The 26,720-nt window shown below is 39.6% G+C and carries 23 protein-coding genes and 1 pseudogene; 17 read left to right on the plus strand and 7 right to left on the minus strand.

Annotated elements, in window-relative coordinates:
* Positions 1–33: 33 nt before the first annotated feature.
* The 3 genes from JYB65_RS09380 to JYB65_RS09390 are packed head-to-tail and all read left to right on the plus strand — an operon-like array spanning position 34 to position 3,185.
* Positions 34–1,260, plus strand: coding sequence for a 2-hydroxyacyl-CoA dehydratase subunit D (locus JYB65_RS09380; RefSeq protein WP_206582403.1), 1,227 nt, complete (start codon positions 34–36; stop codon positions 1,258–1,260).
* Positions 1,260–2,390 carry a 2-hydroxyacyl-CoA dehydratase subunit D gene (locus JYB65_RS09385; RefSeq protein WP_206582404.1) on the plus strand — a complete coding sequence of 377 codons (1,131 nt, stop codon included), beginning with the start codon at positions 1,260–1,262 and terminating at the stop codon, positions 2,388–2,390. Before JYB65_RS09380 ends, JYB65_RS09385 begins: the two co-directional genes overlap by 1 nt.
* Positions 2,391–2,405: 15 nt before the next feature.
* Positions 2,406–3,185 carry an acyl-CoA dehydratase activase gene (locus JYB65_RS09390; RefSeq protein WP_206582405.1) on the plus strand — a complete coding sequence of 260 codons (780 nt, stop codon included), beginning with the start codon at positions 2,406–2,408 and terminating at the stop codon, positions 3,183–3,185.
* 47 nt (positions 3,186–3,232) lie between these two features.
* On the opposite strand, the gene JYB65_RS09395 is transcribed toward JYB65_RS09390, so the two are convergent.
* Positions 3,233–4,906, minus strand: a complete 1,674-nt coding sequence (locus JYB65_RS09395; RefSeq protein WP_206582406.1) for a sigma-54 interaction domain-containing protein — start codon at positions 4,904–4,906, stop codon at positions 3,233–3,235.
* A gap of 599 nt (positions 4,907–5,505) precedes the next feature.
* Between JYB65_RS09395 and JYB65_RS09400 the strand changes: the two genes are divergently transcribed.
* From JYB65_RS09400 to JYB65_RS09440, 9 genes are all read left to right on the plus strand, one after another.
* On the plus strand, positions 5,506–5,775 hold the full coding sequence (locus tag JYB65_RS09400) for a type II toxin-antitoxin system prevent-host-death family antitoxin (protein WP_206582407.1): 270 nt from the start codon (positions 5,506–5,508) through the stop codon (positions 5,773–5,775).
* Between the two features lie 129 nt (positions 5,776–5,904).
* Positions 5,905–6,291 (plus strand): hypothetical protein, encoded by a 387-nt coding sequence (locus tag JYB65_RS09405; RefSeq protein WP_206582408.1) that lies wholly within the window; start codon positions 5,905–5,907, stop codon positions 6,289–6,291.
* A gap of 80 nt (positions 6,292–6,371) precedes the next feature.
* Positions 6,372–6,518: a lmo0937 family membrane protein gene (locus JYB65_RS09410; protein ID WP_206582409.1), complete on the plus strand. Its 147-nt coding sequence runs from the start codon at positions 6,372–6,374 to the stop codon at positions 6,516–6,518.
* Positions 6,519–6,784: 266 nt separating this feature from the next.
* A complete protein-coding gene (locus JYB65_RS09415) occupies positions 6,785–7,552 on the plus strand; it encodes a hypothetical protein (RefSeq protein WP_206582410.1) in 768 nt (255 codons plus the stop codon).
* Between the two features lie 285 nt (positions 7,553–7,837).
* Entirely contained in the window at positions 7,838–10,441 is a 2,604-nt protein-coding gene (ppsA, locus tag JYB65_RS09420; RefSeq protein ID WP_206582411.1) for a phosphoenolpyruvate synthase, read from the plus strand.
* Between the two features lie 187 nt (positions 10,442–10,628).
* Positions 10,629–11,231 carry a zinc dependent phospholipase C family protein gene (locus JYB65_RS09425; protein ID WP_206582412.1) on the plus strand — a complete coding sequence of 201 codons (603 nt, stop codon included), beginning with the start codon at positions 10,629–10,631 and terminating at the stop codon, positions 11,229–11,231.
* The gene (locus tag JYB65_RS09430; RefSeq protein ID WP_206582413.1) at positions 11,228–12,370 is read left to right on the plus strand and encodes a glycosyltransferase family 4 protein; all 1,143 of its coding nucleotides are present in this window, start codon (positions 11,228–11,230) and stop codon (positions 12,368–12,370) included. The genes JYB65_RS09425 and JYB65_RS09430 overlap by 4 nt, the downstream gene beginning before the upstream one ends.
* A gap of 10 nt (positions 12,371–12,380) precedes the next feature.
* Positions 12,381–13,709, plus strand: coding sequence for a UDP-glucose dehydrogenase family protein (locus tag JYB65_RS09435; RefSeq protein WP_206582414.1), 1,329 nt, complete (start codon positions 12,381–12,383; stop codon positions 13,707–13,709).
* 47 nt (positions 13,710–13,756) lie between these two features.
* Positions 13,757–14,320, plus strand: coding sequence for a hypothetical protein (locus JYB65_RS09440; protein ID WP_206582415.1), 564 nt, complete (start codon positions 13,757–13,759; stop codon positions 14,318–14,320).
* A gap of 190 nt (positions 14,321–14,510) precedes the next feature.
* Here JYB65_RS09440 and JYB65_RS09445 read toward each other — a convergent pair whose 3' ends face one another.
* A complete protein-coding gene (locus JYB65_RS09445; protein ID WP_206582416.1) occupies positions 14,511–15,458 on the minus strand; it encodes a ketopantoate reductase family protein in 948 nt (315 codons plus the stop codon).
* Positions 15,459–15,650: 192 nt separating this feature from the next.
* Here JYB65_RS09445 and JYB65_RS09450 point away from each other — a divergent pair, with 192 nt between their 5' ends.
* Positions 15,651–16,226, plus strand: coding sequence for a TetR/AcrR family transcriptional regulator (locus JYB65_RS09450; protein ID WP_206582417.1), 576 nt, complete (start codon positions 15,651–15,653; stop codon positions 16,224–16,226).
* 117 nt (positions 16,227–16,343) lie between these two features.
* On the opposite strand, the gene JYB65_RS09455 is transcribed toward JYB65_RS09450, so the two are convergent.
* Positions 16,344–16,865 (minus strand): nitroreductase family protein, encoded by a 522-nt coding sequence (locus JYB65_RS09455; protein ID WP_206582418.1) that lies wholly within the window; start codon positions 16,863–16,865, stop codon positions 16,344–16,346.
* Positions 16,866–17,161: 296 nt separating this feature from the next.
* On the opposite strand from JYB65_RS09455, the gene JYB65_RS09460 reads away from it, so the two are divergent.
* Together JYB65_RS09460 and JYB65_RS09465 are read left to right on the plus strand one after the other, a co-directional pair.
* A complete protein-coding gene (locus JYB65_RS09460) occupies positions 17,162–18,655 on the plus strand; it encodes a hypothetical protein (protein ID WP_206582419.1) in 1,494 nt (497 codons plus the stop codon).
* A gap of 290 nt (positions 18,656–18,945) precedes the next feature.
* Positions 18,946–20,259, plus strand: coding sequence for a glutamine synthetase family protein (locus tag JYB65_RS09465; protein ID WP_206582420.1), 1,314 nt, complete (start codon positions 18,946–18,948; stop codon positions 20,257–20,259).
* A gap of 37 nt (positions 20,260–20,296) precedes the next feature.
* Here JYB65_RS09465 and JYB65_RS09470 read toward each other — a convergent pair whose 3' ends face one another.
* Positions 20,297–21,538, minus strand: a complete 1,242-nt coding sequence (locus JYB65_RS09470; protein ID WP_206582421.1) for a Bcr/CflA family efflux MFS transporter — start codon at positions 21,536–21,538, stop codon at positions 20,297–20,299.
* A gap of 75 nt (positions 21,539–21,613) precedes the next feature.
* Positions 21,614–22,045 (minus strand): MarR family winged helix-turn-helix transcriptional regulator, encoded by a 432-nt coding sequence (locus JYB65_RS09475; protein WP_206582422.1) that lies wholly within the window; start codon positions 22,043–22,045, stop codon positions 21,614–21,616.
* A gap of 198 nt (positions 22,046–22,243) precedes the next feature.
* Here JYB65_RS09475 and JYB65_RS09480 point away from each other — a divergent pair.
* A pseudogene (locus JYB65_RS09480) lies at positions 22,244–22,444 on the plus strand (ClbS/DfsB family four-helix bundle protein); the annotation flags it as partial.
* Between the two features lie 88 nt (positions 22,445–22,532).
* Here JYB65_RS09480 and katG read toward each other — a convergent pair.
* Together katG and JYB65_RS09490 are read right to left on the minus strand one after the other, a co-directional pair.
* Complete coding sequence (katG, locus tag JYB65_RS09485; RefSeq protein ID WP_206582423.1) at positions 22,533–24,734, minus strand: catalase/peroxidase HPI; 2,202 nt, start codon at positions 24,732–24,734, stop codon at positions 22,533–22,535.
* A 60-nt stretch (positions 24,735–24,794) separates the two neighbouring features.
* Complete coding sequence (locus tag JYB65_RS09490) at positions 24,795–25,214, minus strand: Fur family transcriptional regulator (RefSeq protein ID WP_206582424.1); 420 nt, start codon at positions 25,212–25,214, stop codon at positions 24,795–24,797.
* 331 nt (positions 25,215–25,545) lie between these two features.
* Here JYB65_RS09490 and JYB65_RS09495 point away from each other — a divergent pair, with 331 nt between their 5' ends.
* Positions 25,546–26,715 (plus strand): GGDEF domain-containing protein, encoded by a 1,170-nt coding sequence (locus tag JYB65_RS09495; protein WP_206582425.1) that lies wholly within the window; start codon positions 25,546–25,548, stop codon positions 26,713–26,715.
* The last annotated feature ends 5 nt before the right edge of the window (positions 26,716–26,720 follow it).

Raw genomic sequence — 26,720 nt, forward strand, 5'->3', positions numbered from 1 at the left:
AAACTATGTATCCTATGAAGAAGGAGAGTAATTATGGAAACGAAAAAAACATCGAAGCAAAGGCTGGGAGAATTGGTCGACCAGCATTATGCAGAAGCCATGCAGGCAAAAAAGGACGGGAAGCTTGTTGCATGGGCAACTTCTATCAGTCCGCAAGAACTACTTGAAGCAATGGATATTCACGTTGTATATCCTGAAAACCATGCAGCGGCAATCGGTGCACGAAAGTGTTCCAGTGAATTTTTAGAACAAGCGGAAGGAAAAGGCTATTCCATTGATATTTGCTCCTATGCCAGGGTGAACTTAGGCTATAAAGATATTATGCATTCGGAGGCTTGCAACATACCGGCGCCTGATGTAGTGTTCTGTTGCAATAATATTTGTACAACGGTAGCGAAATGGTATGAAAATTTAGCGACCGAGTTGAACATTCCGTTTATTCTCATTGATATGCCATTCAATCATACCTATGAAGCAACGGAACACAGTATTAAGTACATAAGAGGACAAATTGAGTATGCCATCACTCAGCTGGAGGAAATTACAGGACGTAAGATGGACTATGATAAACTGGCTGAAGTAATGAAAGTATCGAATGAAACTGCGAAATGGTGGAGACAAGCCTGCTTTACAGCGCAGGCAATCCCCTCCCCACTGAACGGATTTGATATGTTTAACTATATGGCGTTGGCTGTCTGTATTCGAGGAAAGAAAGAAGGCAGGGATCTATTCAAACTTTGGTACGAGGAGCTCGCAGAAAAAGTTCGGCTTGGACAGGGACCTTGGAAGGAAAATGAAGAAGAAAAGTACAGGGTTATTTGGGATGGCATTGCCTGTTGGGCCAACCTAAGTCCTTCTTATAAAATACTAAAGAAATATGGCATTAATGTAGTGACGTCATTGTACCCGGATGCATGGTCAATCTTTTATGAAACAAATGACCTGGAAGGGATGGCAAGGGCCTATACGTATTATCATGCGAATAGAAATGTCGATTATGTATCCGCAACGATGCGAAAACTTGCGGAAGAGTTTGCGATAGACGGTGTCATTTTCCACTCCAATAGAAGCTGCAAGCTGATGGACTTTACCCTATACGAGCAACAACGCCGCATAGAGGAGAAAGCGGGCATCCCTTCCGTCATATTTGATGGAGACATGACCGACCCGAGAATATTTTCAGAAGCACAGTATGAGACTAGAATTCAAGCGCTGGTTGAAATGATGGAAAGAAAGAAAGCTGAAAAGGGGGGAAAGTAATGTCAATCTTAAAAGATACCATTGAAAAGTTGGAACATCGTGCATTAAATCCTGCGGAGACAATTGCTGCGTCCATTGCAGAAACGGGAAAGGATGCGGTAGGGTGCTTCCCGATTTATACGCCGGAAGAAATCGTATACGCCGGCGGATTTTTACCGGTTGGCATGTGGGGCGGCAAAACAGAAATAAAGTTGGCGGATAAGTACTTGCAAGGATTCTGCTGTTCGATTATGAGAGCAAATTTGGAACTGGGAATGAGGGGAACTTATCACTCTTTGAAAGCAGTCATTATTCCCGCTTTATGCGACACTTTAAAATGTATGTGTGAAAATTGGAAAGTTGCGGTTCCGGATATTCCTATGATTGGATTAGTATATCCTCAGACAAGATGGACAAAGGCGAGCGAAGAGTATTTAATTGCCGAATTTAAAAGAATCAGAACCGATTTGGAAAAAGTGACGGGCACTCTTATACATGAAGAAAAAGTAAAACAAGCATTCTCACTATATGAAGAGTATAGAGCAGCCATGCGGGATTTTGTAGAAGTTGCAAGGGAATACCCGATAACCATCCATGCAAAGACAAGGCATTTAATGATCAAAGCCGGTTATTTCATGGATAAGGCAATCTATACGAGAGAGATTAAGTTAATAACGGAAGAATTGAAAAAAATGCCAAAAGAAGACTTCGATGGGATTAAGGTGGTGACCACAGGGTACATAGGCGAACCTGTAGAGATTCTGGATATTTTTACGGAAAATAATATGGCGGTAGTGGCCGATGATATTGCACAGGAATCCAGGCAGTACCGAACAGTTTCCAGAGAGTCAGGAGATGTATGGGAGAGAATGGCAGGAAGGATTATTGACCAGCGAGGATGTACCTTCTTATGCGAGGAAAAGAAATCCAGAGGGCAGATGCTGATCGATATGGTGAAAGCGACAGGCGCCAAAGCGGTAGTGGTTTGCATGATGAAGTTCTGTGATCCGGAAGAATTTGATTATCCTGTTTATAAGGCACAGCTGGAAGAGGCGGGAATTCCTATTTTGTATCTGGAACTGGATCAGCAGATCGAATCGTTTGAACAGATAAGGACGAGGATTCAAAGCTTTGCTGAAATGGTGGATTAAGGAAGGTTGGATAAAATGTATTTAGGGATAGATATCGGATCATCTTCATCTAAAGTTGCTATTGTAGACGGGAACTGTCAACTGGTTGCTATTCAAGTGATCAATAAAGGTACCGGCACCGGAGGTGTGGAAGAGGCACTTGAAAATGCACTGAACCAGGCTGGAATTACGAGAGATCAGATATCCTTTACCGTTGTGACGGGTTATGGACGGATTACCTATAAAGATGCGGACAAACAAATCACAGAGATTACTTGCCATGCGAAGGGTGTAAGTTATTTGCTCAGAGATATCGCTACCGTAATTGATATCGGAGGGCAAGATGCGAAAGTCATAAGGCTGAATCAACATGGCGATGTAGAGAATTTTGTCATGAATGAAAAGTGTGCTGCCGGTACAGGAAGATTCCTAGAGGTTATGTCGAGGGTATTGGGCTGTGAGTTGAAAGATTTATCGGATTTAGCAGCAAAATCTACAAAGGAAGTTCCCATCAGTAGTGTATGTACGGTCTTTGCAGAGAGCGAAGCCATCTCCAGACTTGCTTCCGGCGAAAAGCTTGAAGATGTCGCAAAAGGAGCCCATGTTGCTATCGCAAAGCGCGTTGCCGGAATGTGCAATCGCGTAGGGGCCAAAAGCAAGATTGCTATGACCGGAGGTGTTGCACTCAACGAGAATATGGTTGCAACAATGGGCAGTGTGTTGGGTATGGAGGTCATTGCCGCTCCACATCCGCAAGCTGTAGGTGCAATCGGAGCAGCTGTTATTGCTTATGAGCGAGGACAGAAAAACAATTAAAACCAATTGAAAGAGGATGTCAATTTATATTGACATCCTCATACTTTCTAATGCTTACTAATATATTTGTTTATTTTTATAGAAGCGGAAGGCTGGCTGATCCCTAATTCTTTAGCTACGCCAATAGAAGTGCCATGTTTTTTATAACATTCTATAATGGCTTTCTCTTCAACGGCTTGAAGCAGTGACTTGAGGGATTTATTATTCGAAATGGGGTTACTGAACATGTGCAATTTAATTGCTGATGGTAAATCTTCTTCCGTAATCATATAATTATCTGATGTTAAAACTAATCTTTCAATCGTATTTTCTAACTCCCTAAGGTTGCCAGGCCAGCTATATTCTATCAAATAGTCAATTGCAATATTTGATAGTGTTCTAGTGATATTATATTGTTGATTAAATTTCTCTATAAAATATTTACTAAGTAAAAAGATATCCTCTTTTCGTTCCCTTAAACTTGGAATACTTATACTAATGACGTTCAACCGATAAAACAAGTCTTCTCTAAACTTACCTTGTATGATCATCTCTTCAAGGTCTTTGTTGGTAGCAGTAATTAATCTGAAATCAACCTCTTTTTCATTAACGCTGCCAACTCTTGTAATCTTTTTTTCTTGGATAACCTTTAATAACTTTACTTGCATATGGAGAGGCAAGTCTCCAATTTCATCTAGAAACAAAGTGCCGTTATTAGAAAGTTCAATGAGACCAGGCTTTCCTTCTTTATTCGCTCCGGTAAAGGCCCCTTTTTCATAACCGAATAATTCTGATTCCATCAGACTATCAGGAATGGCTCCACAGTTGATTTCAATGAAAGGACCCTTTTGCCGACTGCTTTGTGCATGCATTAATTTGGCAAACATAGTCTTTCCCACACCAGATTCACCTGTAAATAAGACATTTGCATCAAATTTAGATATCTTATCAACAGTAGAAATGATGCTCTTAATAGAGTGACTGTTGCCTATAACCGAGGGGAATGACCCTAGCCCCTGACGTAGTTGTTCAAGTTCAGCAGTATATATTTTTAAAGTTTCTTCTAATTTGTTATATTCATCTTTTAACGTCTGGTATTTTGTAACATCGGTTGTATAACTCACTATTTTAATGATGTTATTATTTTCATCTTTGATGGGGATTGCTGTACACATAAGATACTTATTTGCTCCAGTTAATTGAAGCATAGTTTCCGGCATTCCGGATTTAAAGACTCGAATAGCAACAGAAGGGCTAAAAATTTTTCGTTCTTCCATTTCGTAAACCGTTTTGCCTATTGCTTCTTCGTTGGAGATACCATACATATACTCAAAATTGGGAAGAACCGTGACAAGAACTCCGTCTTTGTCGATAATTACAAAATCATCGTGCATAGCACCTAAAATATTATAAAATTCCAGCTCTAGATCTTTGATTATCGTTGATTCTCTTAGAGCAGTATTTAGTGACTTTGAATTTTCTATAGTTATTAAGTAGTTAAAATCTTCCGTTGTTTTTATAAAGGTGACCAGGTATTCTTCTTCGTTTATAGCCATTATTTTGTAAAAAGAAGTTGAAATATCATTGCTAGTAATAATATCAGTTATAAAGATTTGAAATTTTTCGAGAGATAATGTGCTATTAAACAAGACATCTGCATGGGCATTGGAATATATTTTTTTATTCTCATAGTTGTAAATTAGTACAGGTAAATTGATAGATTGTATTTGAATATTATCCATCGCACATCTCCTTAATTATTAAAGTTTTATTAAACTATTACTAATTTAATAATGTTAAAAAAATAAGGAAAAGTCAAGAAGTTTAAACAGATTTTTTTATAGGTTATAAATGAAATAAAAATATATTAATTTTATAATAATGCATTTTAACGAAGATATGGATTTTTAGAAAACTAATGTATCAGATAGCTTGATTGGAAGGGAATAATGCTTTTTTATAATCTATTAAAACAAATGGCATGAAAATTGCTCTACATATTAGTTAGTTAAATGCTTTCCTTGGAAAACAGGCTAACCAAGATTGTTCTATGGAATATCTTAATTAGTCTGTTTTTCTGATTAGATATAGAGCCCCAAAAGGAGCCTCCCCTCTTTTATTTCCAAAGTGTTATAAAAACAAGTCTTACTTTTTCCTTCGATTGTTTTATACGTCTTGCTATCAATCTCGCTGCAGGGGGTTATTCTGAGGCTTACAGGCTGAGCGAAAAAGTATAAACAATAATTATAATAATAATTAGAATTATTGTTGTAAAAAAGCATTGACAAATAGTTGTAATTGATCTATAATATGAATATATTAGAAGATTAGGAAAATTCAGATGAACATTTTAACAAAAGCAATAGTCTCAAATTCGGAGATGATAAAGAATTATAAAACTTGCAGAGAAAAAGCGGAAGAGTTCGGCAAGATATTTATTTTAAAAAATAATAAACCGGATGCTGTATTATTTTCTATTGACGAATACGAGAAGCTTTTAGAACTGATTGAGCATTTGAAAAGTCTTCAAGAAAAGGATATTGAAAAGGTTCCTGAACCTTTACCTGAGGAAGAATATTCTATTGACCGCTTGGAAGAAGATATAAAATAATTCATAGCAATATGAATTTTGGAAAATTAAAATTTAAAATGAATCATTCATCTTCAGAGTGAAACTCATTTAAGAGCTTCACTCTTTTTTATTAACAATATGGAAATCAACAAATAGGAGGATTTTATAATGAAAACAAAAGAATCATTAGATTTGCTAAATAATGGTAAGTCAAACAAAGCAGAAACTAAATCAAAAAAGCTAACTATATGTATAGCGGCGGCAGTAGGGATGGTAGCAGGGGGTATTTTAACTATGTTTTCTCAAAATAAATCACTAGATGAAAAGAGAAAAGACACTGTAAAAACAATTAAGAAAACAATTAACAATACGGTAGACACAGTAGCGGATTCTGCAGATAAAGCAGAAAAAGAAGTAACGAATGTTATTGAAAATGTATCTAAAAGCACAAAAGGCGTTAGAAATGACATGGCTGATGGTTTTCATGAAATCACAGATGAAATTGAAAAAATTTCTGATCATGTTTCAAAACAATTAAATAAGCAAATGAAATAAAAATACACCAGGGGTGGTTGATGATATATACGAAACAGTTAAAACCAACACCGGATAAATTGAGAAAGAAGGAATGACTTATGATATGGACAATTGCAGTAGTACTAATAATCTTATGGTTTCTTGGTATAGTTACTTCATATACTTTGGGAGGATTTATACATATACTTTTAGTAATTGCAATAATTGCAATTTTAGTAAGAGTAATTGGAGGCAAAAAACTTTAGCCAATAATTGAATTGGCATAAGTAAACTTTAAAAATTAGCTAGCTAATAATATGGTTAAATAAAATAGTCAATCCTTTTGCGGATGCAATTGATTGACTATTTTTATTGGGAGTACGCCCCCCGATAGAAAATCCGATTTTTTTGTTTTCAAATAACCGGAAGAAACCTAACACGAAGTCTTCACATAATTTACAAACCGCCTACATATTGGAAGCGTATGATGTAGCCATAAACCAATGATAGCCTATTAAGGGGAAATATTGAAATGGAGAAAGGGGAAAAAATGAACAGTAAAATTTCAACAAAAAGAAAAGCATTGGCCGTTGTCGCCGCTTTAACCCTAGTGTTTTCATCATCAGTGATGGCATTCGCAGCAAGCACTCAGACTCAGGCACAGGCCGCTACATCAACAAAGGTGGCTAAAGTTAGTCTCACAGATGAACAAAAGAGTGCTATTGAACAGGCTCGTTCAGAAAGTGTGACGGAGGCATTCGCTCAGCTAGTGAATGCAGGAACTATTACACAGGAAGAAGCTGATAACGTACCATACAGCGTAGGAAAGACTTCGAAAACTTCGAGCGGCGGAATATTTACCGGTCTGACAGATGACCAGCGACAAGCCCTTGAAGAAGAAAGACAGACAGAGAGGAATGAAGCGCTTGCAGCGCTAGTAAGTGCAGGAACAATTACGCAGGATCAGGCTGACAAGTTTACAACGAAAGAAAAGGCAAATAACGGAACAGAGCTCACAGAGGATCAAAGAACAGCCATAAAAGAAGCGATGGAAAGCGGTCAGAATAATACACTGACAACAGATCAAAGAACAGCTCTTCAGGACTCTGTAAAGGCGATCTTTGAAAGCAAACTGGCCTCTCTTGTAGCGGCAGGCACCATTACACAGGAACAAAGTGATTTCTTTGCTAATGCCGAGGGTCATAACGGATTCGGCGGCTTTGACCACGACAAATTTGGAGGTCATGGCAGAACCGATTCTAACTCAGCTCCGACAGATAATAACAGCGTTTCAGAATAGTAAACATTATTTTTATCTTATAAAACAAAAGGAAACTTTTCTGAGATGAATTCTTAGGCTGGTTTCCTTTTCTAGCGTTTCCATAGAAATTGAAAGAATATAGACTAATAGGAATCTTTCCACCTTAATTATATCATATAAAAATTTGAAATTGTAGACTATTTGTTCCGATCTGCTGCTGCTATAATGCAATGTATGTTAATGCGGTTTGTTGGAGATGATTAGGATTGATGAGTAGGTTGTCATCATAATTATTAGTATGGAATCGTTAAAGGAGGGGGCTGTATGAGTCTATATGTGCTTGGTTTTCAGGAGATTGACAAAACAAAACTTATGATTGCAGGGGGTAAAGGCGCAAATTTGGGGGAACTTTCCAAGATGGAAGGAATATGCGTACCGGATGGCTTTTGTATTTCTACGGAAGCCTTTAAAAGAGTCATGGGGGAAACGGCGTCGATTAACGGATTACTGGATCAGCTATCGCTTTTAAAGGTGGAAGACCGGGATAAAATCGCTGAACTTAGCGGTGAGATCCGCAGGATCATTGAAGAGATAACCATCCCTCCAGATATTAGTGAAGAGATTACTCGTTTTCTCGACCGGATTGGAGAAAAAAATGCTTATGCAGTGCGATCCAGCGCGACGGCAGAAGATTTACCGATGGCATCCTTTGCAGGTCAGCAGGATACGTATTTAAATATTAGCGGAAAAGAGGCGATCGTAAAGCATATCAGCAAATGTTGGGCATCACTGTTTACCGAGAGGGCAGTGATTTACCGCATTCAACACGACTTTGATCACCGTAAAGTTCATTTGTCTGTGGTTGTTCAGAAGATGGTTTTCCCGCAGGCGTCAGGGATTTTGTTTACTGCCGATCCTGTCACTTCTAATAGGAAGGTGTTATCCATTGATGCTGGATTCGGACTAGGGGAAGCCTTGGTCTCCGGCTTGGTGAATGCAGATATCTATAAAGTGCGTAACGGCAAGATTATCGATAAGAAGATATCCGCCAAGAAGCTGGCTATTTATGCCTTACAAGATGGCGGTACGAAAGAACAGGAGCTTCAACCTGAGATGCAGAATAAGCAAGCGCTGACGGATGAGCAGATTTTGCAGCTTGAGCGTTTAGGCAGAAAGATCGAAGAACATTTCGGCTGCCCTCAGGACATTGAATGGTGTCTTGATGAAGAGGGATTTTATATTGTCCAGAGTCGGCCAATCACGACTTTATACCCCAGCCCCGAAGTAAATGATGAAGAAAATCATGTTTACCTATCTGTCGGTCATAACCAAATGATGACCGATCCCATGAAACCATTGGGTTTGTCTTTTTTCCTGCTTGCAGCGGATGGCCCCATGTTTAAAGCGGGTGGAAGGCTGTTTGCTGATGTTACACCTATGCTAGCCTCTCTTGACAGCAGGGAAATGTTATTAAATATCTTCGGACATGGCGATCCACTTACCAAGGACGCACTGATAACCCTCATAACTCGAGATTTCATAAAATTACTGCCAAATGATAAAGAGGAACAGGATACCAATAAAAGGTTGCCGGATTGGGGAGCTCCAGTACAAATCGAAAATGATCCTACCCTTGTTTCTGATTTGATTCAGAAATGTCAAACATCGATAGAGGTCTTAAAACAAAACATCCAAACAAAATCGGCTTCGGATTTATTTGATTTTATTCTGGAGGATATTAAAGAGTTAAAGAACATTCGATCTGATCCACAAGGTTCAGCTGTGTATATGGCTGCTATCAATGCTTCAACATGGATCAATGAAAATATGAACAAGTGGCTAGGTGAAAAAAACGCAGCAGATACGCTTTCTCAATCGGTACCCAATAATATAACATCAGAAATGGGGCTGGCACTATTGGATGTGGCAGATGTGATTCGTCCTTATCCGGAAGTCATTGATTATTTACAACATGGTAAAGCAGACCGATTTTTGGATGAACTGGTTCAGTTTGAAGGTGGAAAGGAAGCCAAAGATGCTATCTATGCTTACCTTAATAAATACGGAATGCGATGTGTCGGAGAAATCGACATTACGAAAACCCGTTGGAGCGAAAAACCAGCTATACTTATTCCCATGATTCTCAGTAATATCAAAAACTTTGAGATAAATGCAAGCAAACGCAAATTTGAGCAAGGGCTGCAGGAAGCTTTGAAAAAAGAACAAGCGTTATTGGAGCGATTAAAGCAATTACCGGATGGTGAAGAAAAAGCCAAAGAGACAAAAAGAATGATCGACATAATCCGAACTTTCATAGGCTATCGCGAATATCCAAAATACGGGATGATTAATCGCTATTTTGTTTATAAGCAGGCCTTAATGAAAGAAGCCGAAAAGCTTGTACAAGCAGGCGTACTTCATGAAAAAGAAGATAGTTACTATCTCACTTTTGAAGAATTTCACGAGGTCGTTCGCACAAATAAACTGGAATACCAGATTATCAACGAACGAAGAGACGAGTACAAATCATATAAAAAACTAACGCCGCCACGTGTTATCACCTCTGATGGTGAAATCATAGTAGGTAAGTACAAACAAGAAAATCTTCCAACGGGTGCTATGGTAGGTCTACCTGTTTCTACAGGAGTGATAGAGGGCCGGGCGCGTGTCATCTTAAACATGGAGAATGCAGATTTAGATGACGGAGATATATTAATCACCTCTTTTACGGATCCTAGCTGGACACCGCTATTTGTCTCCATAAAAGGTCTAGTTACCGAAGTTGGAGGGCTAATGACTCATGGAGCAGTTATTGCACGTGAATATGGCTTACCGGCAGTTGTGGGAGTGGATAATGCTACCAAGCTGATTCATGACGGACAGCGAATCCGGGTGAATGGAACGGACGGATATGTAGAAATCTTATAATATCATCTTAAAAATTGAGTAAAAATCGAGGCGAAGAATGTCATTTTTCGCTTCTTTTTTTTGTCTAAAAATATTTTTATTTTACAAAGATATAAGCAATAATTAACACACAATTAAAACGGTTTTGCCTTGTTTGTAATAGAATCATAGTAAGAACTATCATTTTTATATCGAAGGAGGTAGGTATATGTACTTTTTTACCCATCTTGCCATATCTAAAGTTTTATACCAGCACTTTGCGGATGAGATGGTGCTAGACAAACGAGCATTTGCGTTTGGCAATATAAAGCCTGATTTGCCCTCATCACAACGTAAACACCATACCTTAGAGAATTGCATTTTTGATGTGTACAAATATTTCAATCAGCTTATGGATGAAGAAGTATCTGTAGTAGATTTCTCCGTTTCTTTGGGAGAAATATGCCACTATGTATGTGATTTCTTTTGTTATTATCATTTAGATGAAAAGCATTATAATAAAAAGCTGAACCATTTTTTATATGAGCTCAGACTCCACTTTAAACTGTTTCAAATTCAATGCAAGCAGAAATATCAGATCTCGGCGGGTAAGATGGAGCCAAGAAAGGATATCAGTTCTATCATATTAGAAATGCGGAAAGCTTATTTTTCAGAGCCAAAAAGTATAAAAAGAGATATCGATTATGCTTTTCTAACCGCTGCATGGACTTGTGAATCCATCATCTATTATTTAAAATATTCTCCCGACCTTACGAAAGAAGCGGAGCCGGACTTTTACCCTTTGTTGACAGCGGAAGGAGGGAGTATATGAAAGTTGCATTATTCACAGATACCTTTCTACCACAAATCAATGGTGTTACGAATACGCTAAACAAATTAATTCAATATTATGAGGCAACAGGGATCGAGTATAAAATATTTGTACCAAAATACGATATGGAATTGCAGGATCACAATATTGAACGTTTCTATAGCATTAAGTTCTTTTTATACACTGAGAATAGGGTAACCTTTCCAAATGTGTTTAAAATTTCTTCCATACTATCAAATTTCCAACCGGATATCATCCATATCATGACAGAATTTAATATGGGAATGGCAGGGATGAATTATGGTAAGAGGCATGGCATCCCCACAATATCAAACTATACAACGAATTTTTCGCAGTATTCGGATTACTATGGAGTTCATTTCTTAAAGCAGCCTATATGGAATTACATGAAGTGGTTTCATACGCAAAACGATATTACTCTTTGTCCTTCCATGGCGGCACAGAAGCTTTTAAAAAGTCAGGGTATCTACAACACGAAAATATTTTCCAGAGGCATCGATTTTAAAAGCTTTCATCCTATGTATCGCAGTAACCAGCTGCGAGAGCAACTTGGGATTTCTGATAAGATTACCTTTCTTTATGTAGGCAGAGTGTCCTATGAAAAGGATTTGGATATCTTGAGTAAGAGCTATCAAGAGATTCGTCAAAAATATAAGGATCGTGTCGCTATGATTATAACAGGGGAGGGCCCTTATTTAGAAAAATGTAAACAAATTTTTCCTAATGATACGATTTTCACCGGTTTTCGGAAAGGAAAAGATCTCTCGGAAATATATGCCTCCTGCGATATCTTTGTCTGTCCTTCTTCGACAGAAACGTTTGGCAATGTTGTCTTAGAAGCCATGGCTTCAGGACTACCAGTGATTGGAGCAGACGCCGGAGGTGTTGGAGAAATTATTCAGCAGGGAGTGACGGGGCTTAAGTTTTCAGAAAGAAATTTTGATGAACTTACAAGATGTATGGATGAGCTTGCGGGGAATATGGATTTTAGAGATTATTTGAAGGCAAATGGCAGAGAATTCGCGATAAACAGATCCTGGGAGAAAATATTTGACGGTCTTATTGATATTTATCAAGATATTCTTGATAAAAAAGAAATGAACACCATTGGTGCTTGAGGTATGGGATATGATGAAAATTTCAATTATAGGTAGTGGATATGTAGGCCTGGTTACCGGCGTATGCCTATCTGATTTCGGTTGGCAGGTGACTTGTGTGGACCAAAACGAAGAGATCATTCATAAGCTGAATCAAGGCATAGCTCCTATATACGAACCGGGTCTTGATGATTTATTATTAAAGAATTTATATAATAAACGAATTAGCTTTACTACTGACATAAAGCAGTCCGTCATGGATGCCGACATCATTTTTATTGCGGTAGGTACACCTCAAAATAATGATGGAAGTGCTAACTTAACAAATGTTTTCGAAGTGGCTCACCAAATTGGTCATTTCATGAACAGTAAAAAAATTATAGTAGATAAGTCAACTGTTCCTGTTGGAACGGGCCAATTAGTTAAAAAGATTATACGGGAAGAATTGGAGGCTAGGGAGTTAAACCTTGATTATGACATGGTTTCTAATCCTGAGTTTCTAAGGCAAGGCTCGGCCATATATGATTTCACTCATGCGGACCGGGTAGTAATCGGAGCTGAATCTCAGGAAGCAATTGATGCAATGAAGGAAGTTTATCGAGTTTTATTTATCAATGAGACTCCTTTTTTAATTGTAAATATTGAGACGGCAGAGATGGTGAAGTATGCATCAAATGCATTTCTTGCTACAAAAATATCGTTTATCAATGAGCTAACAGAGTTATGTGAAAAAACCGGTGCAAATATACAACAGGTTGCAACGGGAATGGGGATGGACGGCAGGATCGGGTCTAAGTTCCTGCATGCGGGGCCGGGCTATGGAGGAAGCTGCTTCCCAAAAGATACAAAGGCTTTACTACATATTGGCAATCAGCAGCAATGTAATCTTGGTATCATAAAGGCTACCATAGAAGCAAACGAAAAACAAAAACATAGGATGGTTGAGATTATAGCTCAAGCAATGGGTTCTTTAAACGGCAAACGAATTGGTGTATTAGGGTTGGCGTTTAAAAATAATACGGATGATATGAGGGAAGCACCCTCCCTTGATATATTAAATGAGCTGGCATTACAAGGCACCCAGTTCAGGGTCTACGATCCAAAAGCAATGCAAAATGCTAAAAAATTATTTCATGCGGGACAAATACCAATAATCAAATATTGTGATGATGAATATGATGCATCCCTGGATATGGATGCCATAATATTGATGACCGAATGGAATCAATTCCGAAGCTTAAATTTAGATCACATTAAAAAAAATATGCGTGGCAATTACTTTTTTGACTTTCGAAATATTTACTCAAAGGAGATCATGGTACAAAAAGGATTTCAGTATTATTGCGTAGGGAGAAGCTAAAGAATCTATTTTGTTAAGTCAGAGAAATATTTCTATTGCATCTGCTGATGAAACTAGTTTTGTCGCTGCAGTCCATTCATAATGATTTTGATTCTGTGCTTCACAAGCTTGGCGTAACTTACGCTGGTGGTAATTATGATCCAAGTGTCCTTGTAGAGGCAAAAGGTTATACCGGAATGTCCGAAAGTGAAATGCGTTCAGCTGTACGAAATCAGTATTCGGAGAACATGACACTTAAAGAGTGTATACTTATGTCGGATGAATTAGCAAAATTAGGGTTAGAAACAACGGCTTATGGAAGGACTATCGCAGATAGAATTTTTTCAAGTCTTTCTATAAGCAGTGGAGAAAAAGCGAATACCTCTTCTGGTGGAATAGGGGTAAAAAAGATATTTGACGTTATGCTTGAAATACCTCTGAATTTTGATAGTATGAAAAAATCCGTTGAATCCCATAGATCACCGGAGGGGAGTTTAGTTTTCAGCTATGACATCACACTTTCCAAAGGGGATATGTTTAAAGGGTTACTCGCATGGTTTGGCGGAAGTGAAGTATATGGCATTGATATGTCGGACAAGGCGGGTATCGCAGCGAAGATCAGGAGATCCTAGAGGCATTAGCACCAACGGTCCATGAAGCCATTTTGCGGATCATTTTGAAATTGAAAGCTAGGAAGGCGGCCCAATCAGGGCCGCCTTTTGAGACGGAAAAAAGTAGGAGCATACAAGTCAATAAAATCGCTTATATTATACTTTTCACAATATCATCATAATACTTTACGCAAGTATCGGTGGAATTGCTTTATTTAAATACGGATTCCAAGGCTGCAAGTCGTGGAAGCCGAACCCCAAGTCTTCGCGCATCCGTCAGCACATCTCTTGGATAAAGGCTCGTTAACTCATAACTTGAATGCCCAGTGCTTTCGAGCAATTTCATAAAGGCATTTGGCAGATTATCACCACCAAGAAATTTTTGCATAACAAATCCCGTCAGCCCTGCCGGAAGATTTAACAGAAAAACTACACTCCGGCTTGGTTTATCCCCTTTTGCTTTTAACAAGGGAAGCATCTCGCGCATCAGCAGAATGGACTCTTTAATATGAGCAGAGGAATTCAAGAGATTAATGTATCCACCTACTTTCAACGTTTGAGCTGCGAGCCCTGCATTTAAAACAAAATGGAACCACAGCCAGCTGCGAAAGTCTTTCGGCTCAGATACTGAAAAACCGGCTTTGTGGAAAAGTTCACGCACCGACTGATACCTCGCAGTGTGGTTTGAGTCTCCTACACTTCCCATATAGATTGTTTTCATGAACCCACTTTTCAACGTATTAGCATCGAATCCTCCGCCTCCCCCTGGGAAGCCCCATACCAGCTGTTCCTGTGGCAATGAAGAAACGACTTTCTGTGGCTCATCCCACATGTTATTGAATATCAATACCGTGGCCTTGCCAATGCGGGAGCTTAAAAAAGTGGCGGCTTCACTAAACTGATTATGGTTTACACTTACAATAATCAAGTCATAATCATGGTCTGCACTCAACTCTTCTCTCATTGTGATCGGCCATTTTGCTTTTATCAAAGCTCCCTTGGAACGCATTCTGCCATCAAGTATTTCCAAATTTACAAAAGGACCATACTGGGCAGACTTCCCCGGACGTACATAGAACTCCACCTGGTTCCCTGATTTCTCCAATGCCCAAGCATAGGTTGTTGCAATGACACCGCGACCAAACATTAATATTTTCATTGGATTTTCTCCTTTATTCGGACTATTTTTAACATGAGTTGATTTTTGAACAAATGTTCTATATAATTATCCTAGCAAAGCAAATTGTTCAATTCAATGGGTAAAACAGTGGATTTTGTTGATTAATTAACAGAATGAAGCGTTTTGTTCATTAAATACAGTCCGAATTTTATATATTTTAAGGAGAAAACCATGGACAGGCGAATTAAAAAATCAAAGGAAGCGATTATCGATGCTTTTGTCTCACTAATGACCGAAAAAAACTTTGATCAAATTACAATAAATGAAATTGCAGATCGGGCTAATGTAAATAGAGGAACCGTCTATTTACATTATGTGGATAAGTATGATCTGCTGGATCAGTGTATCGAAACACATTTAAATCAATTATTCATAAGCTGTTTACCTGACATCAATTCCACTGATTTTACTTCAGAATCTTCGCTGCTCCGTACGTTTGAATATTTGGAGCAGCATTCTCTCTTCTACAGCACGATGCTGACCAATAAAGGCGTTCCCGCCTTTCGGAATCGTTTGCTTACCATGGCAGTGGAGAGCCTAGACAGTCAAATTGTCGTTAAGGACATCCATAATGGGCTAAACAAGGAAATTTTGATACAATTTCTTGCCTCGGCTGCGGTTGGCCTATTGGAATGGTGGATTACCCATTCAATGCCATATCCTGCCATGGAGATGGTAAAACAATTTTCGCTGTTACTGGAACAATTTCAATTAGCAGATCAATTCTCGGACTATAATAAATCGTAAGGGATGAATAAGATGACAGTACAGGAGGCTAAGTTTTAGGCCAACATAAGCGACCTATATTTAGCCTCTTTTTTATACTTAAAAACAGAAAGAGAGAGGGTATATCTGATACGGAATTTAAAATTTATTGAAATGGAGCTTTTGATATAGCAGCTGATTTTCTTCATAAGGCTTTTTTTCCTCCGCAGGATAACCCATGGCAATCATACATTCCACACTATATTGCTCCGGTATTTCCAGCACCTTTCTAATATATTCTTCCGCTTTCTCTTGTTCCGTATGGAATCGTTCTCTTACTTGAATCCAACAGGAACCCAGACCTAAATCCTGTACAGTCAATTGAATAATAGTTGCTGCTACGGAAGTATCTTCAATCCATACATCACTTGCATTCTTGTCCGCTATTACTACAATTGCTAAAGGTGCATCGGCTAAAAACTGCGGGCCAGGTTCTCGGCATAAAGAAAGTTGCTGAAGCAGTTCCGCATCGGTGACGGCAATAAACTGCCAAGGTCTTATCGACCGTGATGATGGAGATAGCAAAGCACTTTTCAGAATGACATCTATTTTCTCCTTTTCTACTTCCTTATTTTGAAACTTTCTAATGCTTCTTCTGGATTTTAAAATATCAAATAACATGATTAATATCCTCCTTAAACTTTATAAGTTTATTGTTCCTTTTAAGATAAATAAATTCTTATAACTAGTTTTTGATAGATTTCCTATAGATATTCCTTTATTATATATTGACAATGGCATGAGTCAATCCCATACGGTTCAATATATAGGAGAAATTATGCAATTTCCTACGATTGGAATGGCTATAGCATTATCTCTGGCTCAATTCCGGTTGCCTTACTTAGGAGAATATGGTAGTGTAAATTTAATTGAATAGTCTGCATGGTTTGCCGTGCTGAAGGATAGGAGGTAGTTGTATGTCAAGTGCATCGAAATTAGATTATATTATGAGAGCGCTAAAAATTTCTGGAACAGAAGCGGCTTCTTATATGCAAATTGATCCGACGACTATCAGTAAGTGGCGAACAAATCAACGAAAAATTCCATATAAAAACGGGCAAGCCAGACAATTATCGGAATTCCTTTTGCACAAAGAAAAAGAGCAAAATTCTCAAGTAATCTTAAACATTTTGAAGACATTAAAAGAAGACATACATCCGGAAAGTTTGGAGCAGCAAATTGAAGTGTTGAGCTTTTGGCTTACCGAAGAAAAATTAGAACCGCCGAGTACGCAAAATGCGCAACTTCCGGTTTTTACGCCTAAAAACGGATACAACACCAACATAAACATTTTTCTTCATGAAGAAGGCATTGATGAGGCGATAGCCTATTATATGGATTATGTGCTGCGCTTGCCGCCGCCGCAAACAATTTATCTGATAGATCATTCCGGGATTAATTGGACCAGAGGTGATGAGCTTACTGAAAAGCAGGTACGAATTAACTCTTGCATGCGGTATTTCCGGACGATTTTACGGTATGGACATAAGATCGTCATTGTTGACTGTGACACGGATATTTACCGACCCTACCGTGCTATTTTTCGATGGATGGAGCTCTACCTTTCGGATGGAGTCGAGGTATGGAGTCATCCGCCTATGCATGATGCTTACTATTATACGAATTTTGTCGTGGAAAAGGAGATTGTTTTACAGTGTATTTCAAATTCCAATTCCGGCGAGAAACCGCACAGCATGCTTTATACAAACAAAGAAACGATTGATTTTTTTGCAAACACCGCATCCCTTATTTTGAAAAAATCCAAACGGCTAATTGAGACAGTTGCCGCGAAAGATCTTTTAACTTTTTTAGAAATTACACGAAAAAGTTTAAAACCAAACCGGAATATCTATATCATGAATCCTTCGTTCACGTTGCAAATAATTGATGTGAATTTGCTTCGAGAAATTCTTGAAACGAATGGCATATCGGAGTTCAAGATAGAGCAATATATTTCTGCTGCCCAAAAAATACGACGCCTGCAAATGATTCATCCGTATTTCTATGTATGTAATCTTGACTTTTTGGAGAATTTTGTGTCAGCAGCGTATGTGGAGGACAGTAATTTGTCAGAAATTTGCGAGGCTAAAATCATTCTGTCAAAAGAACATCAGCGAAAAATCATCGATTCGATCATGCAGTCATCGGCATACAAAAGCAACAGGATGGTTTTTACATCTTTTAGCTATCTAAATACCATACCAAATAATCTGAGTATACTGGTGCAAGAGGACGGCTTTGTTGCGGCATGGAACGTAAAAAAGTATAAGAAACGGTTATACTGCTTAAATCTCGATGTGATTTCCGGTTTCTACAGGTACATTGACGATTTAAAAACTACAATTCCCAAAATCTGTTGGGATAGAGAGTGGAGAGACAAACAACTGCTGCGAATCAGAGAGGTTCTGTAATAGGAATATAAAAAAGGCATTGAATCGTCAATGCCTTTTTTTATTGCCAAACATTGGCGTAATATTGGCATATTGTTTTTATGAATCATACTTGACTCCGAATTGGCGCAAGGATATAATCAAACCAATAAAAACATATAATATATATATGTTTAGTTTGAATTGAATATGGATACAAGGAAAGGGTTTTGGTATGTGTGGCATTTTTAGATATGTTAATTACGGAGATTGTCTAAGTCAACTCTGGATGGCACTATATATGCCTTGGAATAAGAAATGAGAAAGAAGTTATGAGTTACACAATACAAGATTTAGAAAAAGTGAAAGCGTATATAAAAGAGCATCTTATTGATTCAGTTGAAATCGGATTTGCAGACATCAATGGCAGTATTATCGGCAAACGTCTGCCTGCAAGATTTTTACTGGAACATATGACTTCCGGTACCGGCGTGTGCCGTGCTCCGTTGACTTGGGATATCCAATCGGAATATTTCTCGACATCGAAATTTGCCGGATTCGAATATGGCGCTTCAGATATGATTTTGAAGCCTGATTATTCTACTCTGCGTGAAATTCCATGGAGAAAAGGAACGGCGTTTGTACTCGCCGATCTAGACATTGATACGGGGGAGCGAATTCAGGTAGCACCGCGTCAAATCCTAAAAAATGTTTTGGCACGGCTTGAAAACATCGGCTATACGGCAAAAGTGGGTTCAGAAATTGAATTTTATCTGTTGGATGAAAACAAGAGGTCGATTTTTGGCGGCAAACAGGCTTATTCCATTGGCAAAGCCAGTCAATTCAGCGATATTATTGACCAGCTGCAAAGAAATTTAGAGGCTTTTAATATTCCGGTGGAAGCAATTCATACGGAATATGGACCAGGTCAGATAGAAGTGATTTTTGAATATTCCGATGCACTTACCAATGCGGATAACACGATTATTGGGCGTAATGCCATCAAAGAAATAGCCCGCAAAAATGGACTTTATGCCACGTTTATGGCGAAGCCTTGGGACACTGAATCGGGCAGTGGATATCATCTGCATCAAAGCCTTTGGACCAAAGAGGGGAGAAATGCCTTTGCCGAAGATAAAAATGTCCTCGAACAATATGCGGCTGGACTTCTCAGCGGAACCAGTGAATTCATGGCCCTTGTATCCCCTACGGTAAATTCCTACAAACGACTTACTGATATGTCTTTTGCTCCTACAAAAGTAGGAATTGGTTATGATAACCGAACTGTTTCGACAAGATTGGTAGGTCATGGAAACAGTACGAGAATTGAACAGCGTACCGGGGCCGCCGATGCAAATGCCTATTTTCTGATTGCGGCATCCATCGCATCCGGATTATACGGGTTGGAGCATAAATTGCCGGCTTCAAGGCTCATTGAAGGCAATGGTTATTTTAATGATGAGCTTCCAAACATCCCGCGGACACTAAAAGACGCAGCTGTTTTATTTGATAAAAGCGAAAAAGCGATTGAGTATTTCGGTAAAGACTTCGTTGAAATATTCAGCGAGCTGATCCATTTTGATATTTCTGTCCACGATACAACAGTGAGCGATTGGGAACGGGATAGATATTTGGAAAATTCATAATACATAGATCGTTCCGGTGGAGCGGAAGCTGACCTTTCTAAAGATTGTCTTTTAATCCTACGCATGGGACCTTTGAATTTAAAAATAGTATCCAGCCAAGCAGTGGAAGCACAGAAAAAATCGTAATAAGTATGCCTAAGCCTGTTACTATATTTCCCCAAGGCATAGAAGCTATTAACATTCCTATGCTGCCCAGAACTGTGAACAGTGTATTTATTAATGAAGAGGCTGAACCGGTATCACTCTTTTGCTGATCAAAAAGTACGTTTGTGCTGAAAGGGCGTATAATGGTACCAGCTAATGACATGAGAACGAAGGACAGCCAAAAGAAAATCGGCGTTAAGGTCCCAACTGTCATTACTAAAATTCCGCTTAAGATGGACAGTCCGAAAATCAGGGATGCGAACCTCCTTTTATCCATATTGCTTAAAAACTTGAGATAGATGAAGGGTCCAAAGATGGAAATCAAGGCATTGGCTGCAAAGTAATAGCTGTAAGCTTGAGCGCTAAGATCAAAGTAGTCCACATAAATATAGGCTGAAACAGCGATATAGCCCATAAATGGGAGTGCGCTTAAGGAAAATATCACTGCCGGTAAAATAAAGCTTTTATTTTTTGCTACAACAACCAGAAGCCCAAGAGCACCGAATAAAGTCCCATTATACCGATCTTCGTTTTTCAGCGTTTCCTGAAATAATATGGCTAACAGTAAGTTTATCGCACTGATTACCGCCAAAGCCCAGAAGGTTCCTCGCCAATCTGAAAATTTTAACATGAAGGCGCCGACCACAGGCGCAAGCATAGGTGCAAGCCCGGAAATAGATTGGCAAACAGCCAATATGGTCTCTCTTTTTTTCCCTGAAAAGGAATCCTTAATAACAGCAATGGAAACAGACGTAATGCCGCCCGCGCCTATCCCCTGAAAAATTCTGGCTAAAATAAGAAAATAGATATTAAAAGAAAGAGCACAAGCGACGCTGCATATCATGTATATAATGCTTCCCGTTAACAGGATAGATTTTCTGCCATATTTGTCACTTAAAGGTCCCCAAAACAAAATCCCCATGGCATAAAAAATGAAAAATGTGCTTAGTGTTAAGTTGGTAATGGCGGAACTGCATCCAAAATATGTGTTCATATATGGTAATGCGGGCAAATACATATCCGTTGAAAGAGGGATAAACATATTCATCAAAGCAATGAAACTGATAAGTCCTTTTCTTCCTAAATAAATTTGCCTTTCAGCTGTTTGACTAATCTTATTATTTACTTCATACATTCTGATAAATCTCCTAACAATTGCGTCATATGCCACATAATTCTTAAATAGACCGGAGATCTTTAGCTTTATGTTCTAATCTTGAAGATTATTTAAGATCATTTTTAATAAGGATTGTAATTCCTTCATTTGAACATCTGTCAATCCTTGCGATAGTTTCTGATCTACAATCTTTTTAAAGTCGCCCATTGCATAATAAACAGAGATTTCTTTCTCCGGTATCAGATAGATATTTTTAACTCGCTTATCCGCTGAATCAAATTCGCTCCGGATAAAGCCCTTGCGCTCCAGCCGGTTCAAAATTCCAATGACAGTAGGATGTGTTACATCAAAATAGTTTTCGATATCTTTTTGAGAGGTCTTTTCCCCTATACGTTCTCGAAGATACTGAAGAATTCGCCCTTGTGATAATGTCAAATCAAACTGTTTTAAATGTTGATTAGCCATTTTGTCAATGCACTCAGTAATAATTTTTACTAAAAACCCAATATCTTCATTTTGATGCATGAAAACCCTCCCATTTAAAATATGTAGCATGCTACAATAATACGGATCCTTTCTCAAAAAGTCAATAACAAAATTACTATTTCATGTTTCATGTTCGCGACAAATTAAAAGATGTTTAACTTTATGATAATTGAATAATCAACTAAATGCAGTGAGCATGTTCACTGCTTTTTTCTTCATAAAGAGAACTACTTGAAGAATAGTGTGGAATTTACTAACTGGGTCAATTCTTTTTCAGCTGATGAATTATTTAAACAGGATATGCGAAAATGGGCTTCATCGACGCCTTCTAAATGGCCCATATGGAAATGGGTTCATATCAATACGATTGCCCCGTTTAAATCATTTAGAAGTAAAATTAGAAAGTGGAAAAAAGCAAATCATCAACGAGAGTTTTAGGTAAGGGCTTCCCCGTGAGTAGCTCTACAAAATAAGGAGCTGCAATTGCAGCCCCTTCATAAAAATATTTTTATCTTGTAATGATCTATTAAGCGTTAAGATCGAAACGATCTGCATTCATCACCTTATTCCAAGCAGACACGAAGTCCTGTATAAACTTATCCTGAGAATCGTCACAGGCATAGACCTCCGCGATGGCTCGGAGCTGGGAGTGCGAACCGAAAATGAGATCGACACGGGTGCCGGTCCACTTGAGTTCGTCCGTTGCACGATCACGGCCTTCAAATACGTATTTGTCTTCGGATACCGCCTTCCATACTGTGTCCATGTCCAGCAGATTCACGAAAAAGTCATTGGTAAGGGTCTCAGGTCTTTTGGTAAACACGCCGTGCGGCGCTTTCCCGTAATTTACATTCAAGACACGCATACCACCAATCAGAACTGTCATCTCAGGAGCAGTTAAGGTCAAAAGCTGCGCTCGGTCGATCAACATTTCTTCTGCGGTTACGGAGTATTTTGTTTTACGGTAGTTACGGAACCCGTCAGCCGCTGGTTCGAGCACTGCGAATGAGTGCACATCAGTCTGTTCCTGGGTTGCATCCGTGCGCCCCGGCGTAAATGGAACGGTCACATGGTGACCGGCATTTTTCGCGGCTTGCTCAATGCCCGCACAGCCACCCAAGACGATCAGATCAGCAAGAGAAACCTTCTTTTGGCCCGACTGTGAACTGTTGAATTCTGTCTGGATCTTTTCAAGAACTTGAAGCACAGCATCCAATTGAGCGGGCTGGTTGACTTCCCAATCCTTCTGCGGGGCAAGACGGATACGCGCGCCATTCGCTCCGCCACGCTTATCAGAGCCGCGGAATGTGGACGCAGAAGCCCAAGCCGTAGACACAAGCTGGGAGACAGACAGACCGGAAATCAAGATTTTGCTCTTGAGATCGGCGATATCCTTATCGTCAACTAGTTCATAATCAATTGTGGGCATAGGGTCTTGCCAGATCAGTTCTTCTGCGGGAACCTCCGGACCCAGATAGCGAGAACGCGGGCCCATATCCCGGTGGGTAAGCTTAAACCATGCGCGTGCGAAAGCATCTGCGAATTCCTCGGGATTTTTCTGATAACGACGTGCGATCGGCTCAAAAACCGGATCCATCCTTAAAGAGAGGTCCGCCGTGGTCATCATAGGTGCATGCCGCTTGGAAGGATCGTGAGCATCCTGCACTGTGTCTGCCGCAGCAGGGTCAGTTGGAACCCATTGCCACGCACCGGCAGGACTTTTGACCAAATCCCAGTCATATTTGAACAGGGTGTTTAAATAGCCCATATCCCATTTAGTCGGGTTCGGTTTCCAAGCACCTTCAATGCCGCTGCCGATCGTATCGCCGCCTTTGCCGCTTCTGAAACTGCTCTTCCAGCCGAGTCCCTGTTCCTCGATGTCGGCACCCTCAGGTTCGGGCCCAACATGAGTCGCCGGGCCGGCACCATGACATTTGCCGAAGGTGTGTCCTCCGGCTATGAGTGCGACAGTCTCCTCATCGTTCATAGCCATTCGTGCAAAGGTTTCCCGAACGTCACGGCCGGAAGCAACCGCGCTGGGTTGGCCATTCGGACCTTCCGGATTGACGTAGATCAAGCCCATCTGTACCGCAGCGAGCGGATTCTCCAGATCACGGTCGCCGGAATAACGCTTGTCACCAAGCCACTCGGTCTCAGTACCCCAATAAACGTCTTCCTGCGGCTCCCAGACGTCCTCACGTCCGCCGGCGAATCCGAAGGTCTTGAATCCCATCGACTCCAGGGCGCAGTTTCCTGCGAGAATCATGAGGTCCGCCCAGGAAATCTTTCTTCCATATTTCTGCTTGATCGGCCAAAGTAACCGTCGCGCCTTGTCCAGATTTACATTGTCCGGCCAGCTGTTCAGAGGTGCAAAGCGTTGCGTTCCATCTGATGCACCGCCACGGCCGTCGCCCATGCGGTATGTACCGGCGCTATGCCATGCCATCCGGATGAAGAAAGGGCCATAATGACCATAATCAGCCGGCCACCAGTCCTGTGAGTCTGTCATCAACGCATACAGGTCTTTTTTCACCGCATCCAGATCGAGCTTCTTAAATTCTTCAGCATAGCTGAACTCTGCGCTCATCGGATCACTCAAGCTTGAGTTCTGATGAAGGATCTTAAGGTTTAATTGGTTCGGCCACCAGTCTTTGTTCGACGTGCCGCCGCCACTTGCAGCGGCTTTTCTTGTCATCCCCGTTACCGGGCATTTTCCTTCTCCATGCATACAATTTTCTCCTTTACAAGATAATAATAGGAATTAGTTATAAAATATCTTAATATATTGCTATTTATATACTAGGCATTTTGAGCAAACACCCTTGAAGTACACGTCCCTGTCAACAATTTTAAAACCGTTCAGTTCTTCTGTCGTAAGTAAATCAAGATCTATATGAAAGTCGAAGATTGCGCCGCAGTGGACACACTTAAAATGTCCATGGGGTTCCGTATTGATATCGTAACGGGTTTCGTTATCCTCTACAGCTATTGCCCTGACCAATCCGGCTTCTAGCAGGATATGTAATGTATTATAGATGGTTGTTTTAGATAAAGTAGGGATTACTTTACTTAAATCACTATAAATCTGATCAACTGTCGGATGATTGGGATTTTTACACAAAAACTCCAGAACCTTCGATCGGCAGTGTGAAAGCCTTATATTTTTATTTTTGAGTTCATGAGATAAGAATTCATAAGATTGTTTCATTTTGACTCGCTCCCGGCCTTAAATTCCTAGGATATAAATAGAACCTGAGTAATGCACAAAATTGTAATCATTACAATTTTATTATAGGCTTAAATGCAATGGATTACAATAAAAAAATAAGAAAATTCAGAACCTATTTTAAAAGGAAGATATTCAGGAGTGATTAGCCACTGGAACATGATCTCTGAGAAAAATTTATCTGCTTGAAAACACTCTAAAATCATTTTATCCGCTCCTATTTTGCTGTATAATTGAATGATTGAAGCGGACGAATTTCGCTGTATAATAATTCTTCTAAGTGAGACTAGTTCAGAATTGCGGGAGGATACAGATGATTCTTTTCAACATCAACATGGCGACAATTTTAGTCGTTCTCATTCTAGGCCATCTTTTAACAGGTGCACTCATTATTGCTTATATGGGAAAGCAGGACAGGAGCAAAGCAGTCAATACGTTTTTAATCGCAAAATTACTGCAGCCAATGGGGTGGGTTATAATTGGACTGAGGGGTGCTATACCCAGTTTGTTTTTCGTAGCTGTCGGCAATTCAATTTTGTTTGTCGGTGCAGCTTTGGAGCTGATTGCCTTTATGATGTTAAAAAATAATTATACCGAAACGGTAAAACGGGCATACACCGCCTTGCTTATTTGTTGTATCCTTGTATTTATTGCGGCGACAGCATATGGCTTTCCGGAGAACGTCAGAATCACCTTTACATCCTCCATCACAGCAATATTGATGGTATTTCCTGTGTATACGCTTTTTATAGACAAGAAAGCTTCCAGACTGCAGAGAACCATTGCTGTTCTTTACAGCATTATAATAGTATTTTTGCTTTTCAGGGCAGTTGCGGCTCTAACGATAAATATAGGTATGAATTTGTCATCCACAAACGTTGTTAATACCTGGCTATTTTTGCTGCTCTACATCGCGATGCTTGCAGGAAGTACCGGATTCATCCTCTTAGATAAGGAAAAGCAGGATTTCGAGCTATTGAAAGCTGCGTCATTGGACGGATTGACCAATCTATTAAACCGAAAAACCTTCATATTACGGTCAAGAGCGTTGATTTCATTGTGTGTAAGAAAACAGGAACAAATCTCATTCTTGTTGATTGACATTGATGACTTTAAAAAAATCAATGATATGTACGGACACTTTATAGGGGATGCCGTATTACAGGATTTTGCCAATACCCTCAGAAAACAATTGAGGGATTACGATTTATTCGGCCGGTATGGCGGAGAAGAGTTTGCCATATTGCTCCCCGAAGCAGATGAGAAGAACGTCAAAGAGGTTGCAGAACGGCTAAGATCGACGATAGAAAATTCGTCCGTTGACATCGACCTCGAAATAAAGTACACAATCAGCGTAGGCTTTTGCAGCATCACTCCGAAGCGGGAAACAACGATAGATATGCTCTATAAAATTTGTGATCAGGCCCTTTATACGGCAAAAGCCCACGGGAAAAATTGCTGCAGAAACGCGGCAGAGGTATGAATAAA

Source organism: Clostridium aminobutyricum (assembly GCF_017255415.1).
GTDB lineage: Bacteria > Bacillota > Clostridia > Peptostreptococcales > Anaerovoracaceae > Aminipila > Aminipila aminobutyrica.

Excerpts from the sequence above, each read along its gene's own strand:
- JYB65_RS09390 (WP_206582405.1), top strand. The coding sequence starts at position 2,406 with ATGTATTTAGGGATAGATATCGGATCATCTTCATCTAAAGTTGCTATT.
- JYB65_RS09495 (WP_206582425.1), top strand. The coding sequence starts at position 25,546 with ATGATTCTTTTCAACATCAACATGGCGACAATTTTAGTCGTTCTCATT.
- JYB65_RS09465 (WP_206582420.1), top strand. The coding sequence starts at position 18,946 with ATGAGTTACACAATACAAGATTTAGAAAAAGTGAAAGCGTATATAAAA.
- JYB65_RS09450 (WP_206582417.1), top strand. The coding sequence starts at position 15,651 with ATGGACAGGCGAATTAAAAAATCAAAGGAAGCGATTATCGATGCTTTT.
- JYB65_RS09475 (WP_206582422.1), bottom strand. The coding sequence starts at position 22,045 with ATGCATCAAAATGAAGATATTGGGTTTTTAGTAAAAATTATTACTGAG.
- JYB65_RS09430 (WP_206582413.1), top strand. The coding sequence starts at position 11,228 with ATGAAAGTTGCATTATTCACAGATACCTTTCTACCACAAATCAATGGT.
- JYB65_RS09425 (WP_206582412.1), top strand. The coding sequence starts at position 10,629 with ATGTACTTTTTTACCCATCTTGCCATATCTAAAGTTTTATACCAGCAC.
- katG (WP_206582423.1), bottom strand. The coding sequence starts at position 24,734 with ATGCATGGAGAAGGAAAATGCCCGGTAACGGGGATGACAAGAAAAGCC.
- JYB65_RS09400 (WP_206582407.1), top strand. The coding sequence starts at position 5,506 with ATGAACATTTTAACAAAAGCAATAGTCTCAAATTCGGAGATGATAAAG.
- JYB65_RS09440 (WP_206582415.1), top strand. The coding sequence starts at position 13,757 with ATGAAACTAGTTTTGTCGCTGCAGTCCATTCATAATGATTTTGATTCT.
- ppsA (WP_206582411.1), top strand. The coding sequence starts at position 7,838 with ATGAGTCTATATGTGCTTGGTTTTCAGGAGATTGACAAAACAAAACTT.
- JYB65_RS09405 (WP_206582408.1), top strand. The coding sequence starts at position 5,905 with ATGAAAACAAAAGAATCATTAGATTTGCTAAATAATGGTAAGTCAAAC.
- JYB65_RS09470 (WP_206582421.1), bottom strand. The coding sequence starts at position 21,538 with ATGTATGAAGTAAATAATAAGATTAGTCAAACAGCTGAAAGGCAAATT.
- JYB65_RS09490 (WP_206582424.1), bottom strand. The coding sequence starts at position 25,214 with ATGAAACAATCTTATGAATTCTTATCTCATGAACTCAAAAATAAAAAT.
- JYB65_RS09460 (WP_206582419.1), top strand. The coding sequence starts at position 17,162 with ATGTCAAGTGCATCGAAATTAGATTATATTATGAGAGCGCTAAAAATT.
- JYB65_RS09455 (WP_206582418.1), bottom strand. The coding sequence starts at position 16,865 with ATGTTATTTGATATTTTAAAATCCAGAAGAAGCATTAGAAAGTTTCAA.
- JYB65_RS09385 (WP_206582404.1), top strand. The coding sequence starts at position 1,260 with ATGTCAATCTTAAAAGATACCATTGAAAAGTTGGAACATCGTGCATTA.
- JYB65_RS09410 (WP_206582409.1), top strand. The coding sequence starts at position 6,372 with ATGATATGGACAATTGCAGTAGTACTAATAATCTTATGGTTTCTTGGT.
- JYB65_RS09445 (WP_206582416.1), bottom strand. The coding sequence starts at position 15,458 with ATGAAAATATTAATGTTTGGTCGCGGTGTCATTGCAACAACCTATGCT.
- JYB65_RS09395 (WP_206582406.1), bottom strand. The coding sequence starts at position 4,906 with ATGGATAATATTCAAATACAATCTATCAATTTACCTGTACTAATTTAC.
- JYB65_RS09380 (WP_206582403.1), top strand. The coding sequence starts at position 34 with ATGGAAACGAAAAAAACATCGAAGCAAAGGCTGGGAGAATTGGTCGAC.
- JYB65_RS09435 (WP_206582414.1), top strand. The coding sequence starts at position 12,381 with ATGATGAAAATTTCAATTATAGGTAGTGGATATGTAGGCCTGGTTACC.
- JYB65_RS09415 (WP_206582410.1), top strand. The coding sequence starts at position 6,785 with ATGGAGAAAGGGGAAAAAATGAACAGTAAAATTTCAACAAAAAGAAAA.